The 14508-nt window shown below is 59.2% G+C and carries 13 protein-coding genes; 7 read left to right on the forward strand and 6 right to left on the reverse strand.

What is annotated here, in order from left to right; translation table 11 throughout:
• Both ABIZ35_RS01710 and ABIZ35_RS01715 read right to left on the reverse strand, forming a co-directional pair.
• Nucleotides 1-614, reverse strand: a 614-nt coding sequence (locus ABIZ35_RS01710; protein ID WP_348218147.1) for a tubulin-like doman-containing protein, incomplete at its 3' end; no start/stop codon positions are given.
• 152 nt (nt 615-766) lie between these two features.
• On the reverse strand, nt 767-1675 hold the full coding sequence (locus ABIZ35_RS01715) for a prohibitin family protein (RefSeq protein ID WP_348218148.1): 909 nt from the start codon (nt 1673-1675) through the stop codon (nt 767-769).
• 267 nt (nt 1676-1942) lie between these two features.
• Here ABIZ35_RS01715 and ABIZ35_RS01720 point away from each other — a divergent pair, with 267 nt between their 5' ends.
• Entirely contained in the window at nt 1943-2845 is a 903-nt protein-coding gene (locus ABIZ35_RS01720; protein WP_348218149.1) for a transglutaminase-like domain-containing protein, read from the forward strand.
• Here the strand turns inward: ABIZ35_RS01720 and ABIZ35_RS01725 are convergent, their stop codons facing one another.
• Nucleotides 2846-3622 carry an SGNH/GDSL hydrolase family protein gene (locus ABIZ35_RS01725; protein WP_348218150.1) on the reverse strand — a complete coding sequence of 259 codons (777 nt, stop codon included), beginning with the start codon at nt 3620-3622 and terminating at the stop codon, nt 2846-2848.
• A gap of 149 nt (nt 3623-3771) precedes the next feature.
• Between ABIZ35_RS01725 and ABIZ35_RS01730 the strand changes: the two genes are divergently transcribed.
• Nucleotides 3772-4527, forward strand: coding sequence for a dienelactone hydrolase family protein (locus ABIZ35_RS01730; RefSeq protein WP_348218151.1), 756 nt, complete (start codon nt 3772-3774; stop codon nt 4525-4527).
• Nucleotides 4528-4584: 57 nt separating this feature from the next.
• On the opposite strand, the gene ABIZ35_RS01735 is transcribed toward ABIZ35_RS01730, so the two are convergent.
• Nucleotides 4585-5358 (reverse strand): helix-turn-helix transcriptional regulator, encoded by a 774-nt coding sequence (locus tag ABIZ35_RS01735; protein ID WP_348218152.1) that lies wholly within the window; start codon nt 5356-5358, stop codon nt 4585-4587.
• A gap of 62 nt (nt 5359-5420) precedes the next feature.
• On the opposite strand from ABIZ35_RS01735, the gene ABIZ35_RS01740 reads away from it, so the two are divergent.
• Nucleotides 5421-8258 (forward strand): TIM-barrel domain-containing protein, encoded by a 2838-nt coding sequence (locus tag ABIZ35_RS01740; protein WP_348218153.1) that lies wholly within the window; start codon nt 5421-5423, stop codon nt 8256-8258.
• Between the two features lie 87 nt (nt 8259-8345).
• On the opposite strand, the gene ABIZ35_RS01745 is transcribed toward ABIZ35_RS01740, so the two are convergent.
• Entirely contained in the window at nt 8346-8897 is a 552-nt protein-coding gene (locus ABIZ35_RS01745) for a TetR/AcrR family transcriptional regulator (protein ID WP_348218154.1), read from the reverse strand.
• A gap of 226 nt (nt 8898-9123) precedes the next feature.
• Between ABIZ35_RS01745 and ABIZ35_RS01750 the strand changes: the two genes are divergently transcribed.
• Nucleotides 9124-9882, forward strand: a complete 759-nt coding sequence (locus ABIZ35_RS01750) for an SDR family NAD(P)-dependent oxidoreductase (protein ID WP_348218155.1) — start codon at nt 9124-9126, stop codon at nt 9880-9882.
• Nucleotides 9883-10247: 365 nt separating this feature from the next.
• Here ABIZ35_RS01750 and ABIZ35_RS01755 read toward each other — a convergent pair whose 3' ends face one another.
• Nucleotides 10248-10475 carry a CDGSH iron-sulfur domain-containing protein gene (locus ABIZ35_RS01755; protein WP_348218156.1) on the reverse strand — a complete coding sequence of 76 codons (228 nt, stop codon included), beginning with the start codon at nt 10473-10475 and terminating at the stop codon, nt 10248-10250.
• Between the two features lie 165 nt (nt 10476-10640).
• Here ABIZ35_RS01755 and ABIZ35_RS01760 point away from each other — a divergent pair, with 165 nt between their 5' ends.
• From ABIZ35_RS01760 to ABIZ35_RS01770, 3 genes are all read left to right on the forward strand, one after another.
• On the forward strand, nt 10641-11276 hold the full coding sequence (locus ABIZ35_RS01760) for a zinc ribbon domain-containing protein (protein WP_348218157.1): 636 nt from the start codon (nt 10641-10643) through the stop codon (nt 11274-11276).
• A gap of 175 nt (nt 11277-11451) precedes the next feature.
• Entirely contained in the window at nt 11452-12480 is a 1029-nt protein-coding gene (locus ABIZ35_RS01765; protein ID WP_348218158.1) for a cytochrome-c peroxidase, read from the forward strand.
• On the forward strand, nt 12480-14492 hold the full coding sequence (locus tag ABIZ35_RS01770) for a DAHL domain-containing protein (protein ID WP_348218159.1): 2013 nt from the start codon (nt 12480-12482) through the stop codon (nt 14490-14492). Before ABIZ35_RS01765 ends, ABIZ35_RS01770 begins: the two co-directional genes overlap by 1 nt.
• The last annotated feature ends 16 nt before the right edge of the window (nt 14493-14508 follow it).

Below are 14508 nucleotides of genomic sequence, written 5' to 3' on the forward strand. Positions count from 1 at the left end.
TCCCAATTCGGCTTGGGATACCGATCGGGAAGCAGCACGTAAACGATGATCCGGTAGATTTTGGAGTCCGGGTAGGTATCGCGGATCTGTGCGATCACATCAACGATGCTGCCGCTGCCCGTTCCGCCGGCGAGGCCGCAGCAGACGTGGAACGTCAGCGGGATTTCGCCCTTGGTCTGCAGATCTCGCACCTGATTGCGCAGCTGCTCCTTGAATTGGTCCGCCTTGCACGCAAACAAGAAGCGGCCCAAACGCCGCTTCTGCCCGCCCAATGTCACCCCGACGATGCTGCGAAGAATGTTGCTCCACTCTTCCTTGCTCCCGATCCAATCCTTGATGCCCGGATAGGCGTTGATATTGTCGAGGCGCGACTGCAAATTGGCGTCCGAGATCTTCAGCTGACTGCTGGGACCCAGCTGCACGCTGCGCCCCAGGATCCGCCACGTCGGGTCGTCCGGGCTCATCATCTCATCGCTAGAGTCGACATAAAGATAGTTGAGGTTCACTCCGTCGGCGTCGACCGTGCGGAACTCTTGATAGATTGTCTTTCGGAAGGCCCGAATGATTTTGCCGCCGGTGCCGCCGAGGCCGATAATTAGATGGTTTTTGCTCATGGCGATTGTCGTCGTAGTGCTGAATGTCGATTCGGGTTGGGTGAAAGTGGAAATCCGCAATATTAGGGAAACCCCTCGGATAATCACCGGCCTTATACGCGACTGCTCAATCGATTTCCTCCTGAAATCGATTGAGCAGAGCGTTGTGAGACCTACTGATCCTTCGCCGGCTTGTCCGACAGCAGGCTCTTGAGGTCAATGATCGTTCCCCCACCCGCTCCGGTCTGCACTTGCGGCAGGTGGCCGTCCCACTTGGTGATCCATTCACGCGCCAAAACTTTTTGGCCGCCCTGGGTGTTCAGCGCCTGGGCCTTGATCTTGTTTGCTTCGGCTTCGCCCTTGGCGGTGGTGACGGCGGTCTGCGCTTCGAGATTAGCCTGGGCAAGGATATACTTCTGCTTTTCGGAGTTCTGCTGAGCGACCTGCTTCTGCTCGATCGCGCTGTTGAACTCGTCCGAGAAGTCGAAGTTCTTGAGGCTGACGCCATTTGGTTCAACGATGATGTTGTAAGCCAGCAAGCGGGTCGCCAGATTTTGGTCGACTTCGGTCTTGACGCGATCCCGCAGCCGGATCAGCTCTTCAGCCGTGTAGCGGGCGACGACGGCTTTGAGCGTCTCCTGGACGGCCGGGTTGATGATGCGGTCGGCGTAATCAGGGCCGACTTCGCGGTAAAGCTTGCCGAGCGTCACGGGATCGACGTGGAAGTTGATCGCGACATCCGCCTTGACCACCTGAAGATCCTTGCTGGACGCGGCGGCGATCGCCTCCGTCTTCTGGGTGCGGACTTCCATCAGATCCACGGTCTGTGCGAACGGCATGATGAAGTGCGCGCCTTCGCCCAAGACGCCGTTGACGGCGCCGAATTGCAGCAGCACGCCGCGATATCCGGCTGGGACGGACATGTAGCTGGACGACAGGACGCCACCCACAAGCAGCAGCGTACCCAGCGCGCCGCAGACTTTACGGACTTGCGCGCGGGTATTGGCCCCGCCTTGCGAAAGCTGCGCGGGCGCGGCGATGGCCACGAGAAGCAGAAGAACGCCTAATACAACAAGAAACACGTGTGTTTTTCCTTTTCTGAGATGTTCTTAACTTTGATATTCTTATCGAGTATGACCCACCATACTGAAATAAGTTGCACGCGTTTGTTTCGGATCACGCGCAAAACGGTGTATGATGGCGTTAGGAACGATTGGAATCGAAGGTAAGACACGATGACGCATTCTTTCCGCACTCTTCTTTTAGTATATGCTCTTGGGGGAACCACTGCGACAGCTCATGCCGGAGGCGCACGCTGGCATCTGGAGAGGGATGGGCCCGGAGTAAAAATGACAGCGCACTTGGAGCGCCGGGTCGTCTCCCTGGGCAATCCCATCGACACCATCGCGGCGACGCCCACGCCGCCGACGCTGCCGTGGCAGAACCAGATCGTCACCCGCATGACATTCAACGGCATTCCCGCCGGCGCGCCCGTGACCGAGGGAAGCGCTCATAAACGCAGGATCAGCCTCGCGCAGTCCGATCAAAAGACGTCCGTCACGATTGGAACGGACATCACGGCGATGGTATATCGCTACAAGATCGTCCTCGGCCCGCCGAAGGTCGGCGCGCCTGATCTGTCGAAAAAAGAAAGAGCGGAGGCGCTCGCGCCGGTCGGAAACCTGGACTACCGTGGTGCGGCCTTTCAAGCGTACGTCAAACAACGGGGACTGCTTTGGCGTCGCACACAGAACGAGAGCCTGGACGAGTTTATCCAGCGTGCGGCGACTCAGATCAAACACGACTTTACATACTATGATGGGAATCAGGATCGACATGTTGCGACGCTCGTCACTACCTGTAAAGGGGATTGCGGCGCGATCAATGGCGTCTTCACGGCCGTGATGCGGAAAAACGGCGTGCCCGCGCATCTGTGGGCCGGTTTTCGACGTCTGCCGACCATGCCGAATGCCTGGCAGCCGCATGTCGTCGCGAGCGTCTTCGTCCCCAAGGTCGGATGGTTTCCGGTGGATCTTGTGAGCGGCGGTCTGATGGTTTATTCCATGGCCGGAGAGAACAATACGATCTTCGTGACGCACATCGACGACGGGTTTGTCCTGCACCCCAAAGGCTGGGATACGCTCAAACCCGACTGGATGCAGCCGACCGCTTTCTACTATCGCGGCGGCCCGCTCGTCTCGGGGCTGGACGTTGTTGCGGACATCAAGTTCGGTGACACGGCAAGGCGATAGTCAGGACTTCTTTTGAAGCATCTCGGAGACCGTAGGGTAGATCTGCTTCTCCCATAAGGCATATTCTTTCGCGGAAGGATGCATGCCGTCATGAGCGGTTAAATCCGGAGCCCCCTCCATCTTCTGAGACAACGGGAACACATCGACGACCGACAGGCCGCGCTTTGCGGCTTCCTCTTGAATGACAGCGTTGAACGCGACGATCTTCACCACGCCTTTGCCTTGGGCCGCGTACCCCGCCCCACTCGGCGTCACGATATAATTGGGAATCGTGACAATCACCATCTTCGACTTGTCCGGCAGAACTTTTTGCATCCGATCCATCAGGGATTGCAGTCGGACGCGAAACTCCTCGACAGTTGTGGCGCGATAGGTGTCGTTGACGCCAATCATCAGCGTCGCGAATGTGGGCTTCTGATCCTGGAACTCCGGCATTTCCATGTCGAGCGCCTGCTGGGTCGTCCAGCCATTGACGCCCAGGTTTGCCGCCAGATCGATCTTGACGCCGCGCGCACGCAAATCGCGCGTCAGTAGGGACGGCCAGGATTGCTCGGGCTTTGCGCCGGTCCCGCAGGTGTAACTGTCTCCCACGGCGACATAACGAACGCCGTCCCCATGGGTCTTGTTGATCCGAAAACCGGCGTACGTGAAGTGTTTCCAATTCTTAGCGACCGCCGCAGAGGGAACAGGCTTGAGTTGTCCAATAAGGGCGGCGCCGGCGAGACCGATCGATGCGATCAGACCGCCGACTTTGTATCGGTCATAGCGATGGCTCATGCATTTACGATAACACGGAGGTTGACGGGAGTCAATTACCGAGCAGACATTGTAACCATTCGTTTATTGCCGCCGCCACTTCGTATTTTCTCGCCTATGAAGTATCATAGGGCTAACCATCTCAATCGCTCCCGAAGGATGCATAACCTATGACCATCACCGAAGAAGTCGCCACGCTCGACACGCCGTTCGGCCCGATGCGGACCGAGGTCTTCCGGCCCAGTGCGCCGGGACGCTACCCCGGCATCCTGTTCTACTCCGAGATTTTTCAGATCACCGGCCCCATCCGACGCGCCGCCGCGCAGCTTGCCGGCCACGGCTATGTGGTCGCCGTCCCCGAGATCTATCACGAGCTGGAACCGGCGGGAACGGTGCTCGCCTACGATGAAGCCGGCGCCGAACGCGGCAACGCGCACAAAACGACCAAGGAACTCGCGAGCTACGACGGCGACGCCCGCGCCGTTCTGGACTTCCTCACGGGTCACCCCAATTGCACCGGCAAGCTCGGAACCATGGGGATCTGTATTGGCGGCCATCTGGCGTTCCGGGCCGCTACTAACCCCGATGTCCTCGCCGCCACGTGTTTTTACGCGACCGACATCCACAAGCGCAGCCTCGCCAAAGGCATGAACGACAACACCATCGACCGCATCCCCGAGATCCAGGGCGAACTCCTCATGATCTGGGGCCTACAGGACCCGCATATCCCCCGCGAGGGCCGCGCCACCGTCTACAAAGCCATCGCCGATTCCGAAGTACGCTTCACCTGGCATGAGTTCAACGGCGCCCACGCCTTCCTACGCGACGAAGGCCCACGCTACGACCCCGCCCTCGCCCGCGTGACATTCGGCCTGGCGCTGGAACTGTTTGCGCGGAAGCTGGGTGAGGGAGATTTGCGCGCATGAGGCGCCCCCTCCGCCAAAAGATAAAGTTAACGGCTAATTGGCTGCTGCGGCTGTAACCTATCCCCGCACCCGCCCCGGGCTCAGCCCGGTGCTTGCCTTGATATGGCGGCTCAGGTGGCTGGCGCTGTGAAAGCCGCACTGTCCGGCGACTGTCTCCAGCGTCAGCGTCGTGTGGTGCAGCAGCGCCAGGGCATGTCGAATACGAATTGACCAGAGATACTCCATCGGCGTCTGCCCATGCACTCGGGAGAAATATCGATTAAGGGACGCCGGGGAAACGCACGCTTCGGATGCGATCTCCCGGATCGTCAGCAGCTCACGGTATCGGCGCTGCATGACGTCTTCCGCCGCCTGCGCCGCCTGCTCCCATGTTTCAAGGCGCTGGGCGACATGAGTGCGGCGGAGCAGCATCTCCAGGCGCTCCGACAGCAGATCCATCATCTTCTCCCAGCCGTCCTCCCGCCGACGCCACTCCCGCAGCATGGCGTGCGCCGTCTGCGACAAACTTCCATCCGCATCATCATGACAGACACGCGGCAGGCCGCGCGCGTCCACGGGCATCCACTGGATATAAAGCACGATGTAAGCGGAATCGGCGAAATCCGCGTGAGATTCGAACGGCGGGTGCGTCAGCGCCATGCCGGGATGCATCGCGTGGAGATCGTCGCCCTGCTGCGTGCGGATATACCCGGCGTCCTGAAAGATAAACTCCCAAAGATTGTGATGGTGCAGCGGCATATGCTGGCCGCGATGCGCCGAATGCTCTCCGACGAACCGAACGCGCCCACTCTCAGTGACGTTTGTGTGCAATAACAGGATACTGTCGTGCATTGTCAATTCTATCGTGTTTCCCTTACAATGTCAAATTGAATTGACCACTATCGGAGCGATACATGCAAATTTCTCTCACTCAGTCCCAAAGCCGGAAACGCCATCGAGTGCGGGGAGGCGTTCTCTGCGCCGCTGTCGGCGCAATGCTGGGCGTCGCCGGCGCTTCTCAGACCACTGCGGCGCCGCTGCCCGTGGTCTCCGTGCAAAAACATGACCGCGACGTGACGATCCAGCTCAGTCAGGGCGCGCTTCGTCTCCAGGTCTGCACGCCGCGCGTGATCCATGTGACTTACAGCGCCGATGGCGCCTTCCCGGAACAGCGCGTCCCCACAGTGATTGCGAAGTTTGCACCCACGCCGTTCAAGGTGACGACGACCGACCGATACATCACGATCGCCACCGGACAGGTGCAGGCGCAGGTGGATCGCAAGAGCGGTGCGGTGCGCTTCTTGGACGCCAAGGGAAACGCGATCTTAAGCGAACCGGAAAGCGGCGGCAAATCGCTGACGCCGGTGACGCTGCCAGGCGCCACGCCCGTGAAATCTTTCCGAGCGCATCAAGAATTTGCGCTGCCCGCCGATGAAGGAATCTATGGGCTGGGGCAGCATCAAGACGGGTTTATGGATTATCGCGGATCCGCCGTCATGCTCGATCAGGTCAACCGCGAGGTCGCGATCCCCTTTTTGGTCTCCAGCCGTGGTTACGGCCTGCTCTGGAACAACCCCGCGTCGACTGTGATGTCCGCCGGCGGAACAGTGTCCACGGCCATCCCTCCCGTGCAGATGCTGTCTGACGACGGCAAGTCCGGCGGCTTGACGGGGACATATTTCAAAGGCGAGAACTTCGATACGGAAGTCGCCAAACAGACTGATTCCGAGATCGACTTCACGTGGACGAACAGCCCGCCGGCGGGCCTGCCCAAAGAACACTACAGCGTCCGCTGGACTGGGTCAGTGCTGGCGAAACAGGGCGGCGACTACCACTTCATCACCTCCACTGACGACGGCGCGCGCCTCTGGATCGACGACAAACAAATTATTAACGACTGGAACTCCCAGGCGGTCAAAGACAATATCGCCGCAGTCAAATTCGCGCCGAACAGCACGCACAAAATCCGATATGAGTACTATCAGGGGGGATACGACGCCGTCGCGCGCCTGCGCTGGCGACTGCCTCCCACCGGCGACGCCCTGACCACGTGGGATTCTCAGGCGGCGGACGCCATCGATTATTACTTCTTCTACGGCCCATCGCTTGATCAGGTCACCTCGGATTACGCTCAGGCCACGGGAAAGGCCCCCATGTTCGGCAAATGGGCGTTCGGCCTCTGGCAAAGCAAGGAGCGATATCAAACGCAGCAGGAGTGGCTGGACATCGCGCAGGAGTACCGGACGCGCAAAGAGCCGATCGACAACATCGTGCAGGACTGGTTCTACTGGGACCCATGGCCGTGGGGATCGCACCACTTCGATCCCAAGCGCTATCCCGACCCGGCAGCCGCAATTAATGAACTGCATGACAAAGATCACATGCACCTCATGATCTCGGTTTGGGGGAAATTCGCGCCAGGAACGGCGGAGCACCCCGACGAGAACTACGATGCGCTGAACGCCAAGGGATATCTCTATCCGCCAGAAGGCCCGAACACGACAGATCGTTTCTACGACGCCTTCAGCCCCGACGCCCGCGCGCTCTACTGGTCGCAAATGCGCGATCAAGTCTTCAGCAAGGGTGTGGACGCCTGGTGGCTGGACGCTTCGGAGCCTGAGATCGGCGCAGGGGCGTTCTCCCAGTTCTCCACCGCCGCCGGCCTCGGCGCCCAGGTGCGCAATGCCTACCCGTTGATGCACACGAAGGGTGTCTATGAGGGGCAGCGCGCCGTGACGGACAAAAAGCGCGTCTTCATCCTGACCCGTTCGGGCTACGCCGGGCAGCAGCGCAACGCTGCCGCCGTCTGGTCCGGCGACATCACGGCAAGCTGGGAAGTGTACGCAAACCAGATCCCGGCAGGCCTAAATATTGGTCTCTCGGGCATTCCGTACTGGACGACGGATATCGGCGCCTTCTTCGTGAACTACCCCGGCGGATCGGAGAATCCCGAATATCGGGAGCTGTTCACGCGCTGGTTCCAGTTCGGCGCGTTCTGCCCGCTGTTTCGAATTCACGGCACGAGCACGCCCCGAGAGCTCTGGCGCTTCGGCCCTCAGTACGAACCGATCCTCGTCAAATACGACAACCTGCGCTACCGTCTCATGCCTTATATCTACTCCCAGGCGTGGCGCGTCACGAAGGAAGGCGCCGTCATCATGCGCCCGCTTGTGATGGACTTCCCGCAGGATAAGATTGCCAGGGAATCCAAGGATGAGTTCTTATTTGGCCCATCCCTGCTCGTTGCCCCCGTTATCAAACAAGGCGCCGCAACACGCAATGTCTATCTGCCGAAGGGCGCCTCCTGGACAGACTTCTGGACGGGAGCAAAGCTCACGGGCGGCAAAACGATCAGCGCCCCCGCGCCGATCGACACATTGCCGCTCTATGTGAAAGCCGGCTCGATCCTGCCGATGGGACCGCTCACGCAATATGTCGAGGAGAAGCCCGTCGACCCCATCGAGCTGCGCGTTTATACAGGCGCGGACGGATCGTTCCAATTGTACGAAGATGAGGGCGATAACTACAACTACGAGAAGGGCGCATACGCCACGATCCCGATTGCCTGGAGCGAGCGCAAAAAGACGCTCACCATCGGCGCGCGTCAGGGAACGTTCTCAGGAATGCAGAACCAGCGCACGTTCAAGATCGTCTGGGTGCGTCCGGGGCATGGAACGGGACTGGAAACCGTAGAGGCCGCCGACAAGACCGTCGCCTACTCAGGGAAATCTTTGTTGATCACAATGCCGTAGATCGCGGCGTAATAATCCCATGCGGGGTCGGTGGCGAGCCGAATAAACGTCACCTGCCCCGCATGAAAGTAATCCTAAGACGAAAGATCAAATGTGGAATGCGGTCGCAATCAGTAGATTGACGAAGCGGTCGTCAACCACTTCTTTGGAAAACCAGCGTCGAAAAAAGAGTGGGCCGATTATCGTGGCGATCAGTTCATCGGCAGACATGTTCAATGGGGCCTCGCGCCTGTCTTTCGCGCGCTCCACAACAGTGTGGAATGGCTTCATAAAGCATTTGTGCAGTTCCGATTGCATTGCGGCGATGTCAGGATCACGTTCGGCGGCATCAATGATGGAGGGATAGATTGATGTCCAGCTCCCTGTTCGCAACTGGTCCGCGAGATCTGTCGCGAGCACACGCACGTCTTCGCGCAAGCTGCCCGTATTAGGGGGTTCGCTCACAATCCCCAAACGGGAACACGCATCGATCACCAGGGCCGAACGCGACGGCCAATGACGATAGATTGTCATCTTTGATACGCCGGAGATTCGCGATACCTCGTCGATGCTCAGGCCGCTGATGCCGCTTTGCGATAGCTGCCGATACGTCTCGGCCAAAACCGCAGCTTTGGATCGTTCCACACGCTTGTCAGTCATTTTAAGATCTTTTAGCCACTTCTCAATAATCGTTCGAGATTATATTACTCTATTCTAAGCCGGATTTACTCTCACGAAATGCCCCAGATAACGGATTAGATTTCGGTTCAGGCTCTTATTTGGGGATTCCTCTCCTCTTGACTAATACGATACAGTATCGTATTATAACGTATCAAGGATACGGAACGGTAGGTATTCCATCTTAGCGAATAATAGGAGACTTCTCTTGAAACCATCTGGCAATACAGTGCTCATCACAGGCGGAGCCACCGGCATCGGGCTGGCCCTGGCGCGCAAACTCATTGGGGCGAACAATATTGTTATCATCTGTGGTCGGCGCCAGAGCGCGCTCGACGCCGCTGCGGCGGCGTTACCGGGTCTAGTAACGATCCAAGCGGATATCAGCGATTCGGTAAGCCGGGCTGCTCTGGCGGCCGATGTCACAGCGCGGTTTCCGAAGCTCAACGTGCTAATTAACAACGCCGGGCATTCGAGGACGACCGGTATTGATGATCCGGACTTTCTCAAGACGCTTGAATTAGAGATCGCTGTCAACTTCTTTGGACCGGTTTCGTTGTCGATACTGCTATTGCCGGTACTGCGGCGTCAGTCCGAGGCGACTATCGCCAATGTGACAACCGGCTATGTATACGTCAGCAGTGCCCGGATGGCTCCCTACAGCGCTACAAAAACGGCCCTCCATAGCATGACCCAGACAATGCGCTACATGCTGCGCGATACCAATGTCCGGATGGTGGAGATCATCCCGGGCGCCCACGACACGGACATGTCAAGCCACGTGAAAGGCAAGAAAGAGACAACTGAAAACGCAGCTAATACGATCATGCGCCGGTTGGCCGCCAATGTGCCTGAATTCCTAGTTGGAATCCCTGGCGTAATGCTCTTTGCGGCGCGTCTGACGCCAAACTTCCTATTCAAGTCTCTAAACGATGGAGAGGCAAAGGCGGCTGAGGTGAGGTTGTAGGCTCGGCTGAGTAGCTCCTCGCTGCCGAGAAACCATTGCTGTCGACACTTGAGGGGCTTGTGTGGCGTTTTGCGGCTGATGGGAAGAGGATCCATGAGGCGTAAGAGGAGATCCGCGAGCTTGTATACGTCCCGCTTGGTGGTGATTTTGGCCACCTGCGTTCCCTGTGAGGGGCCAGATGCCTGAGAAAATAGCGCCACGACACACGCAGGCCCTTGATGAGTTCAATGGCGGTGAATGACATGGGTATTTTGGATAATCTTCAATCTGAACAAGAGACGCAACGTAAGAAGGGCGCCGGCGGTCTTAACCATCGGCGCCCCGTCTGAATGCGATCGTTATTCGGAGATGCGAACGCCTCTGGCTTAGCCTTCGGCCGCGACGGCGGCTTCGGCGGCGTTGAAGCCGATCTTGCTATGCGTGCCGTCGCAGAACGGCTTGTTAACCGACGCGCCGCAGCGGCACAGGGCGACGCCCTTGCGCCCTTCAGGAATCGCGATGGGGTTTCCATCATGGTCGACCAGGGCGATTGCAGTCGCCGGCTCGACCCAAAGCGGTCCATTTTTCAAAACTTCAATCGTAACCTCTGCCATGGGTGTTTCTCCTTGGTTGGAATACCGCCCCCTAATTCCCCGTCATGCGGGGCTATTCCTGCCGTGCAACAAACCGCGCGGACCTGTGTCACACACATTGGCGCCTCTCTTGCCAGGGATGCTATAATGGAACACAATAACCCAACGACTACGGGAGAATAATTTATGGCCGTGATTAAGTTCGTGCAGAACTACGACGATCTGTCCACGGATCGAGGATATCAGTTTCGCTTTCGCTGCGACCATTGCGGCAACGGCTATGAGTCGACCTATCAGGCCAACGGACTGAGCGTCGCGGGCGACCTGCTGCGCGCGGCGGGAGGGATGCTGGGCGGCATCTTCGGCAGCGTCGGCAACTCGACTTATGATATCCAGCGCGCCGTGGGCGGTCCACAGCACGATAAGGCGCTGCAAAACGCCGTCAATGAAATCAGCCCTTTGTTTAATCAGTGCCGTCGCTGCGGACAGTGGCGCTGCAAGGATGTTTGCTGGAACGACCAAAAGGGCTTGTGCAAGAGCTGCGCGCCGTTCCTGGCCGAAGAGATCGCCAGCGCTCAGGCCACCGCCGCGCGCGATCAGGTGTACACCAAGGCGCAGGAAACGGATCAGACGCAGGGCGTGAACATGGCCGTGCAGGCGACCGCGACCTGCCCGCACTGCGCCGCGCCTTCCGGGCCGGGCAAGTTCTGCGCGGAATGCGGCGGCGTGCTCGCCGCCACCCTCAAGTGCGTCTCCTGCTCCGCCGAAGTCCCGTCCTCCGCAAAATTCTGCCCCGAATGCGGCTCGCGCCCGCGCAGCTAAATTTCACACGCTCCAAAGCAGGGCGGCTTCGTGAAAGCCGCCCTGCCACTCCCCACCCTACAGAAATTCTCCAAAACCGCCGATATGTAGTCAGACTGCTTGCTAGCCAAGGCCGTCAATTCTACTGTTATGGCGTCGCTACTGCACTTCGGCGCCCTTATTTGACGAGGGTGAGATGAAAAAATCTTCCGGAGCCATACTCTGCTTGACCACGCTGGCGATTAGCGGCCTGCTTGCGTCCTGCTTCTTATCGGACGCAAACCACGGCTCCGGCCGCGCGGACGCCGCGCCGCTGGCGCTGCCTGCCGCCCACATCCTGGAAGAGTCCGTCCAGCCTGTGCTCGCCGTCCCCAATCTCGACTCGAACAAAATTGAACTCGGCAAAAAGCTGTTTCATGACGGACGCCTTTCCCACGACAACACGATCGCCTGCGCCACTTGCCACAGCCTCGACAAAGGCGGCACGGATCAGGCCGTAAACTCCACCGGCATCGGCGGGGCGCACGGCGGCATCAATTCGCCGACCGTGCTGAACAGCGGCGCGAACTTCGTGCAGTTCTGGAATGGCCGCGCCGCCACGCTCGAAGATCAGGTGAACGGCCCCACCCACAATCCCAAGGAAATGGGATCGGACTGGCCCGAAATCATCGGCAAGCTGAGCAAGGACGAACAGTATCCGGCGCAGTTCGCGAAGCTCTATTCCGATGGAGTCCAGCCGGCCAATGTCCGGGACGCCATCGCGACTTTCGAGCGCTCGCTGAGCACGCCCAACTCACGGTTCGACAAATATCTGGCTGGCGACGAAAATATCCTCACAACGCAGGAAAAGCACGGTTATCGTCTTTTCAAAGAATATGGCTGTGTCTCCTGCCACCAGGGCTCCAATGTCGGCGGCAACATGTACCAGCAGTTCGGCGTCATGGCGAACTACTTCAAGGACCGCAGAACGCCGGAGACCGACGACGATCAGGGCCGGTTCACGGTCACCAAGCGTGAACAGGACCGGCATGTCTTCCGCGTCCCCACCCTGCGCAACGTTGCGCTCACCGGCCCCTACTTCCATGATGGAACCGCGACGACTCTTCCCCAGGCCGTCGAAGTCATGGCCAAGTATCAGCTCGGCCGCCCGCTGGCTCCGGGTGAGCTCGTGGATATCGTGATGTTCTTACAAACGCTGACCGGCGACCAGAAAGGAAAGTCCTGATGAACGCATCGAACGTAAAAACTATTGCGGGCGGCGTCGCCGTTCTTTCCCTGCTTGCCTATTGTTTCGTTAACACGCGCTCGCTTCCCGTCAGCGCCAACGAGCATGCGGTAAGCGACATCGTCCGCATGAAACAGCTGGATTCACTGGCGACCGAGGAAGTTCTGGAGCTTCGCTTCTCCCTGCTCACAAACTATGACCCGATCGTCGCGACGAACAACCAGCTGACATCGGCGAAGAGCAATCTGCCCGAAGACATCAAGGCCGTTACGGGCGCCCACGCCAGCCCAGAACTGACGCGGCGCGTGCAGGACTATCTGACTACGATCGAGCGTAAGCAGCTAATGGTGGAGGATTTCAAGTCCGCCAACGCGATCCTGAAGAACTCTCTGGCATGTCTCCCCAAACTCGCGCAAAGCGTCGTCGATCAGCTCCCAAACAATAATGCGCCGCAGGCCCGGGAGATCGACACACTGCTGCGGCAGACACTGATCTACCACCTGGGCAGCAGCAAGGAAATCAAAGCGGAACTGGGACCGCTCACGGAGAAGATCGCGAAGTCACGGAAGTCATTTCCGGAAGATGTTCGGCCGGATGTCGATCTATTTCTGGCGCACGCCGGAATGATCGTGACGCAGAAAGAAAAAGTCGACGGGATGCTCGTCGCGCTTGTCTCGGCGCCCAGCGCGCAAAACAACGACGACCTGCTCACCGCGTATCAGAAAGATTACCATGTGCTCCAGCAGCGCGCGAATGTCTTCAGTGTCCTGATGTATGTGCTGTGCATTTTGCTGATCGGCGCGGTGGCGCATATTCTTCTCGCACTCAGGGAAAGCAGCCAGGCGCTGAACAAATCCAATGAGACCCTGGAGGACCGAATCACCGAGCGCACACAGGAGCTGACCGGAGCCCAGGCCGAAATGTCCGGACTGCTGGCGCATCTGCGTAAAGTCATGCTCCAGGTGAAGCACAGCGCCGACACCGTCTCGGACACCGGCGCGTCCCTCGCCGCAGCGGCGGGGCAGACCGGCGGCGTGGCGATCCAGATCGAACAGTCGATGCAGCAGGTGACGGAGACCGCGCAGGGCGCGGCGAGGGCCAGCGCCGAAATGTCGGCGCGCAGCCAGTCGCAGCGCACCGGAGTCGCCAATGCGGACGCATCGATCCAGCAGACCGCGATGGCGATCGAATCGCTGGCGCAGTCCGCCGATCAAGTCGCTTCGGCCGCCAATCAAGCCACGAGCATCGCAAAAAGCGGCGGCAAAGCACTGGAGCAGACGATCGATCGGATGGGACGCATCCAAACCCAGGTGGAAGCGAGCGCCAATGCGATCCAGGAGCTGGGACGGCAGGGCAAGCAGATCGGCGCAATCGTGCAGACGATCGATCAGATCGCCGAGCAGACAAACCTGCTCGCCTTGAACGCATCCATCGAAGCGGCCAGGGCCGGCGAGCATGGCCGCGGCTTCGCCGTGGTCGCCAATGAAGTACGCAAGCTCGCCGAGCGTTCGACCGCCGCGACTAAGGATATCAGCAGCCTTGTCGGCGGCATCCAAAAGGGAGTTGCAGACGCCGTTCGCTCGATTGAAGCGAGCAGCACCGAGGTTGCCGAAGGGGCGAGCCAGAGCCAGGAGACCCGAACGGCGCTAGCGCAGATCCTCCAGGCAGCCGAACTGGTCGCCAGCGAAGTCCGCGCCGTCTCGGAGACCGCCGGCGGCATGAACAGCACGATCCAGAGCGCTCGCACCACCGTCGCCGCCGTGCGGGACGCTGCGGAAGAAAACCAGCTGGCCGTGGAAACACTGCGCGCCGCAGCGTCCGATGTCTCCGAAAGCGCCCAATTCGTCTCGGGACTCGTCGGCGACCAAACCGTCGGACTGGCGCAAGTCGCCACCGCCGCCGACAGTCTCAATTCCATGGCGGCCGCGCTCGACGAACTGATCCGGCAATTCCCGCTGGACGGCGAATCCGAAGGGCCGGCGTCCCGAGCAGCGCTGCTCAAGGCTGCTTAAGTTAAAATATAAAACA

Origin of the sequence: Capsulimonas sp. (assembly GCF_039929585.1) — a bacterium.
Lineage (GTDB): Bacteria > Armatimonadota > Armatimonadia > Armatimonadales > Capsulimonadaceae > Capsulimonas.